Origin of the sequence: Halorubrum rubrum (assembly GCF_024494685.1) — an archaeon.
In the GTDB taxonomy this organism is placed as follows: Archaea; Halobacteriota; Halobacteria; order Halobacteriales; family Haloferacaceae; genus Halorubrum; species Halorubrum rubrum.
On sequence record NZ_JANHDM010000002.1, the window covers coordinates 86,206 to 100,956 of the forward strand.

Here is a 14,751-nt window from a genome sequence, read left to right on the forward strand (position 1 = left end):
CCGAAACCGCGGAACCGACGGTTCGTCGAAACGCGGTCCGACAACGCGTCGAGATCCGATTCGTCATCGGCGATGCTCGGCGCGTGATATGTGTGAGAAACTGGGTCGCGTCCGGCGTCCCCTCGCGAGGACGAAGCGGGCCCGATGGTCGTCGTGTGGGGTCTCGGGGCGACGATCGCCCGACGGAGCTTAGTTGCGGACGACGTTCGTCGCGCGGGGGCCTTTCGGCGACGACTCGATGTCGAACTCTAACTCCTGTCCCTCCTCGAGGTCCGGGCCGCCAACGTCTTCCATGTGGAAGAACACGTCATCGTCCTCGTCCTCAGTCGAAATGAAACCGTAGCCGCCAGTGTCGTTGAAGAAATCAACCTTTCCGTTTGCCATTGCAATCAAACGTACGGCCGATCGGGGGATAACCCTTGCGAGGGTCGTGGTACCACGAAGGGAGCGTCCGACCCTTTATTCCAGATACCGCGGCCAGAGCGCTCATGCGTCCCTCGATCGATCGATCCCGTCGGCTCGTTCGGGCCGGGATCGGGATGTGGATCGAATCCGTCCACCGGGCCGAATCCGTCCTCCGGATCGTCGTCGCGGTCGCGGTCCTGATCGCGGCCGTCGGACCGGTCGCGGGCGTCGCCGGCGCGACGACCGGGTCGGCCACCGTCCCGGAGGCGACCGAGCCGTCGCGGATCGCCCCCACCGACGCCGCCGGCGCCGCTGATGCCACCGACCCGCGGATCGTCGAACTCTACCCCAATCCGGTCGCCGAGGGGAACCGCGGGGAGTATCTCGTCGTCCGGCTGCCGGAGCCGGGGAACTGGTCGCTCTCCGACGGGCACCACGAGGCGTCGATCCCGTCGAACGCGACCGGCACCGTCGCGCTCTCGATGGAACCGAACCTCACTCGAGAACACCTCGTCGGTCGCGACGTTCCCGTCCGCGCGCTCGACGACCACTTCCCGCTGTCCGCGAGCGGCGACCGGATCGTTCTCCGGCGGGACGGCGACCCGGTCGACGTCGTCGCGTACGACCGGGTCCGCGAGGGGTACCGCTGGCGGGTGGCGTGGGACGAGTGGCGACCGGACGGGTACGCGCCGCGCGCGCCGGAGCGCGTCGCCGGCGCGTCCGTGACGCCGTTCGTCCTGCCGGACAGTCCCGACGTTCCCGTCGAACCCCTCGCGGCCGCGGACGACCGGATCCTCCTCGCCGGCTACACGATCGAGTCCGACCGGGTCGTGGAGCGCCTCGTCGACGCGGCCGCCCGCGGGGTGAAGGTGCGCGTCCTCGTGGAGGGCACTCCCGTCGGCGGCTTCCCGAAGCGAGGCGCACGGGCCGCCGACCGACTCGTCGCCGCCGGCGTCGAGGTGCGCGTCCTCGACGGCGAGCCGAATCGCTTCCGCTTTCACCACGCCAAGTACGCGGTCGCCGACGACCGGGCGGTCGTGCTCACCGAGAACTGGAAACGCTCGGGAACGGGCGGCGGATCGAACCGCGGGTGGGGCGTGACCGCGAACGACGCGGCGATCGCCGCGGACCTCGCGGCGCTCTTCGAGAACGACGTGACCGGATCGGATACCCGCTCTTGGCAGGCGTTTCGCGCCGACGCGACGTTCCACGGACCGCCTCCGTACGGAGGCGACGACGATGCGGGAGGGCCCGACACGGAGGAGCGGCCGTACCCCGTCCGGTTCGATCCGCCGGCCGCGGCTCCCGCCGACGTCGAACTGCTCACCGCGCCCGGCAACGCCGGCGATCGGATCGTCGACCGGATCGACGCCGCCGACGACCGGGTCCTCGCGGTCGTCCCGCGGACGGGCGGGCCGAACGGCCGGATCGTTCGAGCGCTCCGGCGGGCGGCCGCGCGCGGCGTCGACGTTCACCTCCTGTTGTCGAACGCGTGGTACGACCGCGAACGGAACCGCGAACTGGCGGAGACGCTGGCCGCGGAGCCGATCGACGTCGCCGTCGCGGAGCCACGCGGCCGGTACGGCAAGATCCACGCCAAGGGGCTCGTGATCGACGACACCGCCGTGGTCGGGAGCCTCAACTGGAACGAGGGCGCGAGGACGGAGAACCGCGAGGTGCTCCTCGTCGTCGAGAACGCGGACGTCGCCGACTTCTACGCTCGGGCGTACGCCGCCGACTGGCGCGGCGGTGGCGTCCACCTCCCGGTCGGCACGGTCGCCGGACTGGTCGGGACGGTGCTCGTCTCGGGAGCGGTCGCGCGTCGGGAGATCGCGTTCGTCTGAGAGCTCTCGTCCGCGCTGGGGGAACCGGTCCGGGAGCTCAGTCGTCGTCGATGACGGCGGTCGAGGAGAGCGATTCGTCGATCTCCGCGTCGGCCATCTTCTCGACGAGCGCGTCGATGACGGCCTCGCGACGGCCCTTCACGAACTTGATCGAGCCGACGACGAGGTGGCCGCCGCCGGAGACGCCGGCCTCCGGCAGCTCCTCGTTCAGCTCCGTCACCATCGTCGGAATGTCGAGTCGGACGCCGTCCGAACGGAGGACGGCGAAGTCCGGTCCGTATCCGATCGTGATGACGGGGTCGCCCGTCTCCTGAACTCTGGTGTCGTGGAGTTCGCCCGTCGTCTTCCCCGGTGCGGGGTAGGTGAACCGGTGGGCGTACTCGTCGACGTCGATCCGGTAGAGGTGTGCGCCGGAGGCGAGCCGCTCGTGTTCGACGTGGTCGTCGACGGCCTCGAGCTGACGGTCCACGTCATCCTCGGCGCGATCGGCGAGGAACTCGACCAGCTCCGCGTGACGCTCCGAGTCGTCACAGCCGACGTTCAGGGCGTCGTTGACGAGGGTCTTCCCCTCCGAGTAGCGCAGCCAGTGGGCGGCGTAATCGAGCGCCTCGCCGATGTCGAGGAGTTCGTCCTTCCCGTAGCCGGCGTCCGCGGCGAGTTCGACGTAGTCGTCCATGGCCTCGGCCTTCGAGCGGTCCGAGAGCCCGGCGACGGCGGGTACGTGTTCGAGCTCCTCGGAGAGCGACGGGTCGATCAGCCGCGCGAGCTCGACGCACATCATGCCGGTCGTGATCCGATAGTCCTCGCCGTGGAGGTACGGGTTGACGTGGGCGTCCAGAAGCGGCGCAACCGCGTCCGGGTCGGGGTGATGGTGGTCGACGACCGCGATCGGAATGTCGTAGTGCGTGAGGTTCTCGTAGGCGGGGACGTCCTCCTCGGTCGACCCGTTGTCGAGCATGAGCAGGAGCGGGAGCTTCCGTCCGTGGCGGGCGCGACCCTCGAGCGCGAAGTTGAGGTCGCGGGTGACGTCCTCCATCTCGTAGTAGGGAGCCTTGCTCGGGAGCCGCTTGAAGAGGTGTTGTGAGGCGTCCGGGTCCTCGTGGACGTCCCGGACGAGTCGTTCGAGCGCCAGCTGGACCGGGATCGCCGCGCACATCCCGTCGCCGTCGGCGTGGTGGCGGACCCGGATCGGTCGTCCGGCGAGCACGGTTCGCCGGAGCATGTGGGCCAGGTCGCGGAGGTCGTCGTGGATCGACTCGAACGCCGCCCACTCGACGAGCGGCTCCACGTCGGCCGGTTCGGCCCGCTCGTCGAGTGCCGACTCGAACGCCGTCCGGGCCTCCTCTGCGCGGTCGCCGGCGAGCGGCTTCACCGAGTCGACCTCGAGCTGGAGACCGCCCTCGCGCGTCTCCACGGTCCCGGTGACGTGAACCATGTCTCCCACCTCGACGGTGGGGTACGCGCGCACGCCTGCCTCCTCGAAGGCGGCACACGAGACGACGCCGGACGCGTCGGCGACGCCGAAGATCGTCGGGCCGCCCGTCTGTTTCGTCTGGACGACCTCGCCCTCGACGGTCACCTGGTCGCCGGGGACGAGCCCGCGGACCCGAGAGATGGCCGGCTCGTGTTCGACGGTCTCGGTCGTGTAGCCGCCCGGAGACGACTCCTCGAAGGCGATGTCGCCGTTCTCTTTGACCTCGGTCAGGCGGACGATCAGGCGGTCGCCGACCGCGTACTCGCCCTCGAGGTTCGACTCGTGGACGAGCCCGCTCACGGCGTCGGAGACGTCGACGAAGACGCCGTACTCGACGACGCCGTTGACGGAGGCGTGATACAGCGCGTCGGTCTCGACGTCTTCGAGGGTACAGTCGGGTGCGAGATCGTGGACGACGTCTCGGCTATCGCGTTCCCCCTTCGCCCCGACGGCGTCGGGTTCGGGACTCGAATCGTCCCGCATGCCGGAATCCCCGGCGGTGTGCTCGCTCATACACGTCGTTCGGGATCGGACGGTGTTAAGCTTGTTATCTCGTGCTCGTCGGACGGAGTCCGTCGAGGAGCCGTCGCGTTCGGCCGCGTCCCGCCGGTCCGGAACCCATATGAGTCGACGGCGAGTCTCTCGGGACATGCGACTGTTCCGGTCGGACGACCTCCTCGGGATCGCCCGAGAGACGATGGAGTTCGTCCTCGAGGCCAGCGAGGAGACCCACCCCAACGAGTACATGGGGTTCCTCCGCGCGGACGACGCGGCCGACCTCGACATCGACCGGGACGGCCAGGTCATCACGGACGTGCTCGTCATCCCCGGAACGGAGTCGTCTCCGACGAGCGCGTCCGTCCGCTCGCACATGAAGCCGAACGACATGCGCTCGGTGGGATCGGTTCACTCGCACCCGAACGGGGTGCTCCAGCCGAGCGACGCCGACCTCGCGACGTTCGGGCAGGGCGAGGTCCACGTCATCGTCGGCGCGCCCTACGGCTGGGGCGACTGGAAGGCGTTCGACAACGAGGGGAATCAGCGGACGCTCGAGGTCCTCGACGTCGAGATGCCCGACGAGCACTTCTTCGATTTCACCCAGGAGGACATCGACCGCGAGCTGGGCGACGCGAACGACGACCGAGGCGGGTTCCTCTCGTGGCTGCGATGACACGGGTCGTCGCACAGGGGACCTTCGACCTGTTACATCCTGGACACGTTCACTACCTCGAGGACGCCGCGACGTACGGCGACGAGCTCCACGCGATCGTCGCCCGAGGGGCGAACGTCACTCACAAGGCGAAGCCGATCCTCTCCGACCGCCAGCGTCGGGACATGGTCGCCGCGCTCGCCGCCGTCGACGAGGCGCACCTCGGCCACACCGAGGACATCTTCGTGCCGATCGAGGCGATCGATCCGGACGTCATCGTGCTCGGCTACGATCAGCACCACGACGAGGACGCCATCGCGGCCGCGCTCGCGAACCGAGGCATCGACTGCCGGCTCGAGCGGGCGTCCGGCAGGGAACCCCGCCACGACGACGAGCTGCTCTCCACGGGCGACATCATCGATCGGGTCCTCGAGCGTCGCGGATGAGGTCAGAGCCGGGAGGAGTCCCCGCCGACCGCGACCCGAGGAAGCGCGGGACATATATGGGCCGACGCCCAAGCCGATCCACGTGACGATACCCGACCGGTTCCCCGCGGTCCTCGCTGCTGCGGCGATGGGCGTGTACCTGCTCGTCGTCGTCGGAGCGACGACCTCGCTGACCGACGCCGCGGCGGCTTGCGGCGGTTGGCCCGCCTGCGGGGGCGGCTACGCGCTCCCGGCGGAGCCGGCGGCCTGGATCGCGCTCGCCCACCGGGCCGTGGCCGCCGTCGTCGGAGGACTCGTCGTCGCCGCCGCGGCGTTGGCGTGGCGCGCTGACGCGGGCCGCCGCGTCCGCGGCGCGCTCCTCCTCGCGCTCGCGCTGTTCCCGGCGCAGGCCGGGATCGGCGCGGTCGTCGCCCTCGGCGACACCTCGCTTTCGGTCCGGGAGGGGGCGATCCCGCTCGGGCTCACCCACCTCGTCCTCGGCGTGGCGATCTTCGCGAGCGTCCTCGCCGCGCTGGCGTGGTGGCTCGAGGACGCGACCGGCGACGCCGACGACGCCCCGACCGACTTCGAACCGGGGGCCGACGACCTGCCGCCGGTCGAGGACGCTCCCGAGCCGTCGGTGCCGACGGCGACGGTACCGCGGCTTCGCGCGACCGCGGCCGCGTACTTCCGACTGATGAAACCGCGGCTGATGTGGCTGCTCTGTCTCGTGGCCGCCGCCGCGATGGCGCTCGCCGGCGGTCCGGGGTTCACGCCGTACGCGGTCGCGGCGACGCTCGCCGGCGGGGCGCTCTCCATCGGCGCGTCCGGCACGTTCAACCACGTGTTCGAACGCGACGTCGACCGACGGATGCAGCGGACCAACGACCGCCCGCTGGCGACCGACCTGGTCCCGGTCCCGCACGCGCTCGCGTTCGGCGGGCTGTTGACGACCGTCTCCCTCGGGCTGTTCTGGAGCGTGAATCCCCTGACCGCCGCGCTCGGCCTGGTCGCGATCCTGTTCTACAGCGTCGTGTACACGCTGGTGTTGAAGCCGAACACGGTACAGAACACCGTCCTCGGCGGGGCGGCGGGCGCGCTTCCGGCGCTCATCGGGTGGGCGGCGGTCACCGGCGAGGTCGGCGGCGGCGGGCTGTTGCTCGCGGCCGTGATCTTCCTGTGGACGCCCGCGCACTTCTACAACCTCGCGCTGGCGTACAAGGACGACTACGCGCGCGGCGGGTTCCCGATGATGCCCGTCGTCCGCGGCGAGACCGCCACCCGACGACACATCCTCTGGTACCTCGGGGCGACGCTCGTCGCCGCCGCGGTGCTCGCGCTCGTCGCCAACCCGCTCGGCGCGCTGTACGCGCTCGTCGGCGTGGCGCTCGGCGCGGTCTTCCTGTGGACCGTCGTCCGGCTCCACTACGAGCGGAACGAGTCGGCCGCGTTCCGGGCGTTTCACGCGTCGAACGCGTACCTCGGGCTCCTGCTGTTCGCGGTCGTCCTCGACGCGCTCGTGGTCTGAACCCGAGCGGTCCGGGATCGCCGGGGCAGCCGTTTTATGCCGCTCGGGATCCTACTCGCGCGTATGACGCGAGTCGAGATCGAGTACTGCGTACCGTGCGGCATGCTGGACCGGGCACAGGACGTCTCGCGGGCGGTGCTCGAGCAGTTCGGGGAGGCACTCGACGAGGTCGCGCTCGTGACCGGCGACCACGGCGTGTTCATCGTCCGCGTCGACGACGAGGTCGTCTACGACAAGGACGAGGACGGCTACGACGTCGACGACATCGTTCGCGCGGTGAAGCCGCACGTCGGCGCGACCGCGTAAGCCGAGACCCGCCCGTTCGGTCCCTCCGTCGGTTCGGGAGCGGACCGTGGCCGCCGGGGGAAGTTAATTGTTCCTCGCCGACGAACCCGGAGCCGATGGCGGGTCAAACACGGGATCCGAGCGAGATCGGGGGGGACACCCCGGACGGGAGCCGGGACTTCGGCGAGGCGGGCAACCCCGAGTGGTTGGTCCGGACGTGGTACCGATCGAGCGTCGGGATCGCGGTCGCCGCGGGCGATCTCCTGTTGACTGTCGTCCTCGTGGCGGCGGCGACCGTCACCTACGACGGCTCGGTCGCCGGGATGGGAGATATCTCGGCCGGCCTCGTTCCGCCGTACGTCCCCGTGTTCAGCCTGCTCGGCGCGCTGGGGTTCGTCTTCACGACGCTGATCGAGCGGTTCGACGGCTCGACCGCCAGGCTGCTCCGGTACAACTTCCACCTTCTCGCCGCGCTGCCGCTCGGTATCGGGGTCTTCCTGCTGTCGGACATCGTTCTGGCCGAGGCGGCGACCAACGACGCCCTCGTCGCCGGGACGGTGTTCCTCGCGGGGCTGTACGTCAACCTCGCGTACAAGCGGCTCGGCGCGCTGGCGAGACGGCTCCTTCCGGGGAAGCGAAGCGACGGGAACGGGACGGACGCGGGCGACGACCGGTCCGAGTCGGAGGCGAATACGGACCGCGACCGGTCCGGATCGGACGCGTCGGGGTGAGCCGGGACGCGGTCACTCCCCGCCGGCGACCGAGCGCGCCGAGTTGCTCACGACGAGCAGGCTGCTCGTCCCCATCGCGAGCGCGGCTAACAGTGGATTCAGCGCCCCGGAGACCGCGAGCGGGATCGCGATCGCGTTGTAGGCGAACGCCCATCCGAGGTTCTCCCTGATCCGCCGGTTCGTCCCGCTCGTGACGTCGAACAGCTCCGGGATCGCGGAGAGCCGGTCCTCTAAGAGGACGGCGTCCGCGGCGTCGGCCGCGAGGTCGGTGCCGCTCGCGACGGAGACGCCGAGGTCGGCGGCCGCGAGCGCCGGGGCGTCGTTGCTGCCGTCGCCGACCATCGCGACGCGCTCGCTCGCGCCGAGCCGCCTCACCGTCTCGGCTTTCGCCTCCGGCGGGACCCCCGCGAACACCTCGTCGATCGCCGGGTGTTCCTCGAAGCGCCGGGCCGCCGCGGCCGCGTCGCCGGTGAGGACGACGACGCGTTTCCCGCGGTCGGCGAGGTCGGTCACGACCCGCTCCCACCCCTCGCGGACAGCGTCGCCGACGACGAGAACGCCCCGGACGCGGCCCTCCCAGCCGACGAAGACGGGGACGTTTCCGTCCGCCGTCGCGCGCTCGCCCGCCTCGTCGAGTCGGTCGGAGAGCGCCCACCCGCGGTCGGCGAACAGCGATCGGTGGCCGACGACGACGCGGTCGCCGTCGATCCTCCCCGCGACGCCGCGGTCGGTGACCTCGACGTCGGCGGCGTCAGCGGAATCGACGTGGTCGTCGGAATCGGCCGACTCGCCGGCGGGACCCGACCCGTCCACGTGGCCCGTCCCGGCTCGGGGCTCGGTTCCGCCGTCGGCGACGACCGGCTGCGACGCGGGCGGCCGGTCGGTCGCGTCCCGATCCACCGCGGCCGCGTCGACGATCGCCTCGGCGATCGGGTGTGCGGACGCGCGTTCGAGCGCGGCCGCCCGCCGGAGGAGCCGGCCGGCGTCGACCTCGAGATCGGCGTCGGAGGTGGAGCCGGACGAATCCGCGTCGTCGTCGGGAACCGTCTCGAGCAGCCGCATCTCGCCGTCGGTGAGCGTGCCGGTCTTGTCGAGCACGACCGCGTCGATCTCGGCACCGGCCTCGAAGACCGCGTCCGAAACGATCACGATCCCGCGACGGGCGGCGTCGCGGATCCCGGCGGCGATCGCGAGGGGGGTCGCGAGCCCGAGCGCGCACGGGCACGAGACGATGAGTACCGTGAGCGCGACGAGCGCCGCGTCGGTCGGAGCGCCGCCGAACGCGAGCGTGCCCGCGGCGGCGACGACCGCGACCGCGACGACGAGCGGGACGAACACGGTCGCGAGCCGGTCGACGAGCCGCTGGATCCCCGACCGGGAACTCTGGATGTCCCACAGCAGGCGGACGAGCGTGTCGAGCGTGCTCGTCGCGTCCTTGCCGACCTCGATCACGAGCGGCGAGTCCGTGACCACGGTCCCCCCGCGAACCGCGTCGCCGGGGCGTTTCGTCGCGGGGAGCGACTCGCCGGTGACCAGCGCCTCGTCGACCGCGGCGGTCCCCTCGGCGATCGTCCCGTCGAACGGGACGCGCTCGCCGGGGCGCACGAGCAGCCGATCGCCCGGCTCGACCGCCTCCGTCGGGACGGTCTCGCCGGACTCCCGTCGGGCCTCGCTCTCGGCCGCGGTCGTCAACTCGGACAGCATCCCCGTCGCGCGTGATTTGATCCGCGACTCGTACCCGTTACCCGCGGTGACGACGAGGATCACGGCGATCGTCACGTCGAAGTAGAGGTCGGTCCGACCGAGCAGCATCGCGAGCGTGCTGTACGCGTAGGAGCTGACGGCCGCGAGCGACACCAACAGATCCATGTTGGGCCGTCCCGCCCGCAGGCTCACGTACGCCCCGCGGAGGATCGGGTACCCCGTGTAGAACAGCACGATGGAGGTGAAAAGCCAGATCTGCGTGAACAGGTAGAGCCCGCCCATCCCGCCCAGATCGAGGAGGGGGTCGTAGCCGAAGTAGGTCGGGTACAGAAAGAGGACGTACCACAGCATCGCCATCATCCCGAAGAAGCCCCCGCCGATCAGGAACCGGACCACGTCGACGTCGTCGCCCGCGGGCTCGGGGTCGGCCCGGTCGCTCGCGGCGTAGCCGGCGACCGAAAGCGCCTCCGGCAGGTCGGCGGCGGTCACCCGGTCGGGGTCGTACTCGACGCGGATCGTGTCGGTCGCGTAGCTGGCCTCCGCGGCCGCGACGCCGTCGCGCTCGGCGGCGGTCATCTCGAGGAACGACTCACAGGTCGCACAGTGCATGCCGTCGACGTGGAGGAAGGTCGTCTCGCCGTCGAAGTCGTCCGGGGGCTCCGCGTCCGGGGCACGCTCCTCGAGGTCTTCGAGGTCGTCCACGTCGTCGAGCGACTGAGCCACCGCGAGACACCCCTGACAGCAGTACTCGCCCTCGACGGCGGGGTCGGTGTCCGGGTCGGATCCCGTCGGCAGGTCACAGAGGGTACAGTTCGGCATGAGTGGTGGCTTCGTCCGCCGGCGGCGTCCGGGCGGGATCGCGACGGTTGCGCCGGCTTACGCGTCCCCGATGTCGCTCGGCTCGAGCCTGTCGTCGTCGCCGCCGGGCCGGAGGCTCCCGCCGGTGGCGACCCGGAGGCTCGCCCAGATGAGCACCACGTTGACGAACGTGACGGCGACGACGTATTCGGCGCGCGAGGCGATGTAAGCCGCGGCCGGAAGCACTCCGCCGAGCACCAGGAAGACGGCGTGCTGGAGCGAGAAGTCCATACGAACGAATGTGTGGCCGTCAGTATATAGACCAAGCGGATTTTCAGACCACGGGAACGGGTGGATATTATATGTCTGGCTACCCGTAATCGGACTCATGAGCCGAACCGAGACGGCAGGCGCGCCGACGGACGACGCGGGCGGCGACGAGGAGTTCGATCCCGTCGGCACGCTCGCGCTCATCGCGGTGTACTTCGCGATCCTCGTGCTCGCATGGGTGTACATCTACTACATCGAGTTCCTCGGCCGTGACCTGGTCGTGGTGGGGTGATATCGGATGCACATTCACGCCTACGAGAAGATCTGGCTCGCGCTCTCGATCGTGTTGATCCTGTTTCTCCTCGGCTCCGTCACGTACGGGGCGGTCGGGCCGGGGGTGGCGATGGTCGCCGACAGCGAGGCCCAGATCGACGCGAACGCGCTGGACGAGGACGACCGCTTCGCCGAACCGCGCGTCGAACAGGTCGGCGAAAACGAGTACGAGGCGTACGTCGTCGCCTACCAGTTCGGGTTCGACCCGAGCCCGATCGTGGTCCCCGAAGACAGCACCGTCACGCTCCAGATCACCTCCCGCGACGTGATCCACGGCTTCGAGGTTGCCGGGACGAACGCGAACACGATGGCCGTTCCGGGCGAGGTCGCGGAGGTAACCGTTGAGGTCGGCGAGCCGCAGGAGTACGGGATCGTCTGTAACGAGTACTGCGGGGCCGGCCACCACGGCATGGAGGGGAAACTCCACGTCGTGACCGAAGAGGAGTTCGAGTCGGAAGACGGGGGTGACAGCGAATGAGTGACGCGCTCGAAGCGGAGGAGACGTTCCTCGATAGGTACCCGGCGGAGGCGAAGATCGTTCGGTCGGCGTTCCTCGGGTCCTTCCTCGCGCTCACGCTGGGAGCGATCTTCGGCATCATTCAGACGCTTCACCGGACCGGGATCTTCCGCGGGATCATCGACTCGTCCGACTACTACACCGTGCTCACGGCACACGGCGTCTTCCTGGTCATCAGCTTCACGGTGTTCTTCCTCGTCGGCCTGTTCACGTGGGCGGTGGTCCGCAGTCTCGACCGACCGCTCGTGAACATCAAGATCACGTGGACGTGGTACCTGCTCATGGCCGGCGGAATGACGATGACGGGGATCTCCATCCTCGCCGGCTTCGTCGACGCCATCGACATGAGCGCGGACGTCCTGTACACGTTCTACGCGCCGCTTCAGGCACACCCCCTGTTCTACACGGGACTCGCCGTGTTCATCGTCGGGTCGTGGCTCGCCGGCGCGGACTGGTTCCGCACGTGGCTCGCGTGGCGCGAGGAGAACCCGAACGAGCGGATCCCGCTCCAGACGTTCATGGTGTTGACCACCATGATCATGTGGTACATCGCCTCCTCGGCTGTCGCCGCGTCGGTGCTGATCTTCCTCCTTCCCTGGTCGCTGGGACTGATCGAGTCGGTGAACCCGACGCTCACCCGGACGCTGTTCTGGTTCTTCGGCCACCCGGTGGTCTACTTCTGGCTGATGCCCGCGTACCTGCTGTGGTACACCGTCCTCCCCTCGATCGCCGGCGGGCGGCTGTTCAGCGACCCCCTCGCGCGGGTCGTCTTCGTCCTCTTCCTGCTGTTATCGACCCCGGTCGGCATCCACCACCAGTACCTCGACCCCGGCATCGCCGAAGGGTTCAAGTTCATCTCGATGACGAACACGATGTTCCTCCTGTTGCCGAGCCTGCTCACCGCGTTCACCGTCGTCGCGAGCGTCGAGTACGGGGCCCGTCAGCGCGGCGGCACCGGGGTCTTCGGCTGGCTCCGGTTGCTCCCCTGGCGGGACCCGGCGTTCACCGGGATGATGCTGGCGGGGCTGATGTTCGCGGCCGGCGGGTTCTCTGGGATGGTCAACGCCGGGATGAACGTCAACTACATGATCCACAACACGATCTGGGTCCCCGGCCACTTCCACCTCACCGTCGGAACCGCGGTCGCGCTCACGTTCATGGCGGCGACCTACTGGCTCTGGCCGCAGATCACCAACAAGCCGATATACAGCAGCCAGATCGGGCTGTTCCAGGTCGTCCTCTGGTTCATCGGCATGGCGCTCATGTCGAACGCGATGCACGCACAGGGGTTACTCGGCGTCCCGCGGCGGACCGCGGAACCGGAGTACTCCGGCTTCGACTACCCGGTCGCGTTCGGCGGCTTCGAGGAGCTGAACGTCCAGATCGCGATCGGCGGGACGCTGTTGTTCCTCTCGACCGTCCTGTTCATCGGGAACCTCGTGCTCACGATGGGGAACCCGCGGGTCTCCGGGATCGCGGAGACGCTCCGTCCCGCGCTCTCCGGTCCCGACGACGCTCCCGAAGTGCTCGACGACCTCCGGATCTGGGTGGGGATAGCCGTGACCCTCGTCGTGCTCGCGTACGCGCTCCCGCTCGCGGCGATCATCAACGACGGCGGGCTGCTCGGTCCCGGCGTCGGGACGTATCCGGTGTGGATCGACGCCGCGGTCGGGACGCTCGCGGACGTCGCCGTCCCGGCGGCGTGGTCGCTCGTCGACGCGCTCGCGTTCCTCGGCTTCCGCCTCCTCGACGCGGCCGCCTCGGGGGTGGTCGCGTGAGCGTCGACGTCACCCGCGGCGGGCTGTTGGTCGGCCTCGCGATCTTCGGCGTCATCATCTACGAACTCCGGACGGTGCTCGACGCCCTCGGCATCAGCCTCCCGATCGTGCCGTACATGGCCGGCGTGTTCGCCCTCGCCGGCCTCGCGATCTGGCTCGTGGTGCTCAACGGCGGATGGCGGACCGAGCCCGACGAGGCCGGCTGACTCGACGAGTGGTCCGGCGCGGATCCGAGTGTCGGTGGCTCTCCGACCGGTGCGGTTTTGCTGACCCCTCCCCTCCCTTCCGTATGGCCCGAACGCGCGTCGTCGTCCGCTGTGCGGACTGCCGGTTCGAGGCGACACACGACCGACTCCGCTCGGCGAGGGAGACGCTCGCGGATCACGAGACCGACACCGGTCACGCCGTCGAGTGGCGGATCGAGTCGCTCGCGCCGGGCGTCGAGCGCGCGGGCGCGGACGCCGGCGTGTGCGGTCGCCCGGCGCGTACGGACGCCGACTCCCCGCTCGTCGCCGACTCCCCGCCCGCCGATCCGAACGACGACCCGGACGCGCCCGACCGGTGAGACGGTTCCCGTCGATCAGTCGAAGGAGAGCGGCTCCGCCTCCGTCCACCGTGGTTCGAACTCCTCGCTCACGCTGGCGGCGAACTCGGCGTCCTTGATGTCGATCATCGCGAACGGCTCCTCGCCCGAGAGCGGATGGGGGACCTCGATACACACCTCCAGCCCGTCGAAGACGTTGAACGTCCCCTCGACGCCCGGCGTCGTCCGAACCGAAAAGCCCTCGTTGTCGGCGAGTTCGGCGGTGTATCGGCGACCGACGCTGCGCGGAAGCGCGTCGACCGTCTCCGGCGACAACAACACCCTGATCTCGACGCCGCGGTCGAGCGCCACCTCGAGCTCCGCGGTCACTCGCTCGCCGACCGTGCCGAGGTCGAAGCCGGTCGCGGGCGCGCCGGCGACGACGACCATCCGCCGCTCGGCCGCCGCGATCCGCTCCAACAGGAGGTCCGTGGCGTCCTCCGCGCCGACGGCGGCCGTCCAGAACTCCCCGTCGACGGGGTCGGTCGCGTCGAGCTCCGTCGACAGCTCCTCGACGACCGACGCGTACTGCTCCGCCTGCGCTTCGAGTTCGGAGCGTTTCTCCTCGAGCAGGCGATCGAGCGCGGCGTCCGGCTCGACCCCGACGTACTTCTTCGGCCGGCTCGCCGCCTGACTGCGGACGAGGTCGTGGCCCTCGAGACTGTTGAGCACGTCGTAGATCCGACCCATCGGGACTTCGCTGGCCCGCGAGAGGTCCTTCGCCGTCGTCGGCCCGGTCCGCAACAGGGCGCGGTACGCGCGGGCCTCGTACTCGGAGAGACCGAGGTCACGAAGGGATGCCATACCCTCACGTGTCGGGGTGTCGGCATAAACGCGTCGGAGGTTTACGGTCGGTCCGAGCGAGGGAACGGGTCGGCGAGGTGACGAGACCGATCGGGGTCGCACCTCTGCCGATCGACGGCGTC

At 69.9% G+C, this 14,751-nt stretch carries 16 protein-coding genes; 11 read left to right on the forward strand and 5 right to left on the reverse strand.

Going from position 1 to position 14,751, the window contains the following annotated elements:
* Positions 1-189 precede the first annotated feature (189 nt).
* On the reverse strand, positions 190-384 hold the full coding sequence (locus NO889_RS02705; RefSeq protein WP_066411613.1) for a cold-shock protein: 195 nt from the start codon (positions 382-384) through the stop codon (positions 190-192).
* 155 nt (positions 385-539) lie between these two features.
* Between NO889_RS02705 and NO889_RS02710 the strand changes: the two genes are divergently transcribed.
* The gene (locus NO889_RS02710) at positions 540-2,249 is read left to right on the forward strand and encodes a phospholipase D-like domain-containing protein (RefSeq protein WP_379786994.1); all 1,710 of its coding nucleotides are present in this window, start codon (positions 540-542) and stop codon (positions 2,247-2,249) included.
* Positions 2,250-2,286: 37 nt separating this feature from the next.
* Here NO889_RS02710 and han read toward each other — a convergent pair whose 3' ends face one another.
* Positions 2,287-4,236, reverse strand: coding sequence for a Hef-associated nuclease (han, locus tag NO889_RS02715; RefSeq protein ID WP_256410727.1), 1,950 nt, complete (start codon positions 4,234-4,236; stop codon positions 2,287-2,289).
* Between the two features lie 136 nt (positions 4,237-4,372).
* Between han and NO889_RS02720 the strand changes: the two genes are divergently transcribed.
* The 5 genes from NO889_RS02720 (at position 4,373) to NO889_RS02740 (ending at position 7,842) form a co-directional block, all read left to right on the forward strand.
* The gene (locus tag NO889_RS02720) at positions 4,373-4,894 is read left to right on the forward strand and encodes a JAB/MPN domain protein-containing protein (RefSeq protein WP_256410728.1); all 522 of its coding nucleotides are present in this window, start codon (positions 4,373-4,375) and stop codon (positions 4,892-4,894) included.
* Complete coding sequence (locus NO889_RS02725) at positions 4,891-5,319, forward strand: FAD synthase family protein (protein WP_256410729.1); 429 nt, start codon at positions 4,891-4,893, stop codon at positions 5,317-5,319. Before NO889_RS02720 ends, NO889_RS02725 begins: the two co-directional genes overlap by 4 nt.
* An 82-nt stretch (positions 5,320-5,401) precedes the next feature.
* Complete coding sequence (locus NO889_RS02730) at positions 5,402-6,826, forward strand: heme o synthase (RefSeq protein ID WP_256410730.1); 1,425 nt, start codon at positions 5,402-5,404, stop codon at positions 6,824-6,826.
* Positions 6,827-6,889: 63 nt separating this feature from the next.
* A complete protein-coding gene (locus NO889_RS02735) occupies positions 6,890-7,132 on the forward strand; it encodes an Rdx family protein (RefSeq protein ID WP_256410731.1) in 243 nt (80 codons plus the stop codon).
* Between the two features lie 95 nt (positions 7,133-7,227).
* Positions 7,228-7,842: a hypothetical protein gene (locus tag NO889_RS02740; RefSeq protein ID WP_256410732.1), complete on the forward strand. Its 615-nt coding sequence runs from the start codon at positions 7,228-7,230 to the stop codon at positions 7,840-7,842.
* Positions 7,843-7,854: 12 nt separating this feature from the next.
* Here the strand turns inward: NO889_RS02740 and NO889_RS02745 are convergent, their stop codons facing one another.
* Together NO889_RS02745 and NO889_RS02750 are read right to left on the reverse strand one after the other, a co-directional pair.
* Positions 7,855-10,365 (reverse strand): heavy metal translocating P-type ATPase, encoded by a 2,511-nt coding sequence (locus NO889_RS02745; RefSeq protein WP_256410733.1) that lies wholly within the window; start codon positions 10,363-10,365, stop codon positions 7,855-7,857.
* Between the two features lie 57 nt (positions 10,366-10,422).
* Positions 10,423-10,635, reverse strand: a complete 213-nt coding sequence (locus NO889_RS02750; protein WP_256410734.1) for a DUF8131 family protein — start codon at positions 10,633-10,635, stop codon at positions 10,423-10,425.
* Between the two features lie 97 nt (positions 10,636-10,732).
* On the opposite strand from NO889_RS02750, the gene NO889_RS02755 reads away from it, so the two are divergent.
* The 5 genes from NO889_RS02755 (at position 10,733) to NO889_RS02775 (ending at position 13,807) form a co-directional block, all read left to right on the forward strand.
* Positions 10,733-10,906, forward strand: a complete 174-nt coding sequence (locus NO889_RS02755) for a hypothetical protein (protein WP_256410735.1) — start codon at positions 10,733-10,735, stop codon at positions 10,904-10,906.
* Positions 10,907-10,912: 6 nt separating this feature from the next.
* The gene (locus tag NO889_RS02760) at positions 10,913-11,425 is read left to right on the forward strand and encodes a cytochrome c oxidase subunit II (protein WP_256410736.1); all 513 of its coding nucleotides are present in this window, start codon (positions 10,913-10,915) and stop codon (positions 11,423-11,425) included.
* Positions 11,422-13,242 carry a b(o/a)3-type cytochrome-c oxidase subunit 1 gene (locus NO889_RS02765; protein ID WP_256410737.1) on the forward strand — a complete coding sequence of 607 codons (1,821 nt, stop codon included), beginning with the start codon at positions 11,422-11,424 and terminating at the stop codon, positions 13,240-13,242. Before NO889_RS02760 ends, NO889_RS02765 begins: the two co-directional genes overlap by 4 nt.
* On the forward strand, positions 13,239-13,448 hold the full coding sequence (locus NO889_RS02770) for a CbaC protein (protein ID WP_256410738.1): 210 nt from the start codon (positions 13,239-13,241) through the stop codon (positions 13,446-13,448). The genes NO889_RS02765 and NO889_RS02770 overlap by 4 nt, the downstream gene beginning before the upstream one ends.
* A gap of 83 nt (positions 13,449-13,531) precedes the next feature.
* A complete protein-coding gene (locus tag NO889_RS02775) occupies positions 13,532-13,807 on the forward strand; it encodes a DUF7542 family protein (protein WP_256410739.1) in 276 nt (91 codons plus the stop codon).
* A 15-nt stretch (positions 13,808-13,822) separates the two neighbouring features.
* On the opposite strand, the gene NO889_RS02780 is transcribed toward NO889_RS02775, so the two are convergent.
* Positions 13,823-14,629, reverse strand: coding sequence for a TrmB family transcriptional regulator (locus tag NO889_RS02780; protein WP_256410740.1), 807 nt, complete (start codon positions 14,627-14,629; stop codon positions 13,823-13,825).
* Between the last annotated feature and the right edge of the window lie 122 nt (positions 14,630-14,751).

Bases quoted from the DNA above. Each gene is read 5' to 3' on its own strand.
- NO889_RS02705 (WP_066411613.1), bottom strand. From the start codon at position 384: ATGGCAAACGGAAAGGTTGATTTCTTCAACGACACTGGCGGCTACGGT.
- NO889_RS02710 (WP_379786994.1), top strand. From the start codon at position 540: ATGTGGATCGAATCCGTCCACCGGGCCGAATCCGTCCTCCGGATCGTC.
- han (WP_256410727.1), bottom strand. From the start codon at position 4,236: ATGAGCGAGCACACCGCCGGGGATTCCGGCATGCGGGACGATTCGAGT.
- NO889_RS02720 (WP_256410728.1), top strand. From the start codon at position 4,373: ATGCGACTGTTCCGGTCGGACGACCTCCTCGGGATCGCCCGAGAGACG.
- NO889_RS02725 (WP_256410729.1), top strand. From the start codon at position 4,891: ATGACACGGGTCGTCGCACAGGGGACCTTCGACCTGTTACATCCTGGA.
- NO889_RS02735 (WP_256410731.1), top strand. From the start codon at position 6,890: ATGACGCGAGTCGAGATCGAGTACTGCGTACCGTGCGGCATGCTGGAC.
- NO889_RS02740 (WP_256410732.1), top strand. From the start codon at position 7,228: ATGGCGGGTCAAACACGGGATCCGAGCGAGATCGGGGGGGACACCCCG.
- NO889_RS02745 (WP_256410733.1), bottom strand. From the start codon at position 10,365: ATGCCGAACTGTACCCTCTGTGACCTGCCGACGGGATCCGACCCGGAC.
- NO889_RS02750 (WP_256410734.1), bottom strand. From the start codon at position 10,635: ATGGACTTCTCGCTCCAGCACGCCGTCTTCCTGGTGCTCGGCGGAGTG.
- NO889_RS02755 (WP_256410735.1), top strand. From the start codon at position 10,733: ATGAGCCGAACCGAGACGGCAGGCGCGCCGACGGACGACGCGGGCGGC.
- NO889_RS02760 (WP_256410736.1), top strand. From the start codon at position 10,913: ATGCACATTCACGCCTACGAGAAGATCTGGCTCGCGCTCTCGATCGTG.
- NO889_RS02765 (WP_256410737.1), top strand. From the start codon at position 11,422: ATGAGTGACGCGCTCGAAGCGGAGGAGACGTTCCTCGATAGGTACCCG.
- NO889_RS02775 (WP_256410739.1), top strand. From the start codon at position 13,532: ATGGCCCGAACGCGCGTCGTCGTCCGCTGTGCGGACTGCCGGTTCGAG.
- NO889_RS02780 (WP_256410740.1), bottom strand. From the start codon at position 14,629: ATGGCATCCCTTCGTGACCTCGGTCTCTCCGAGTACGAGGCCCGCGCG.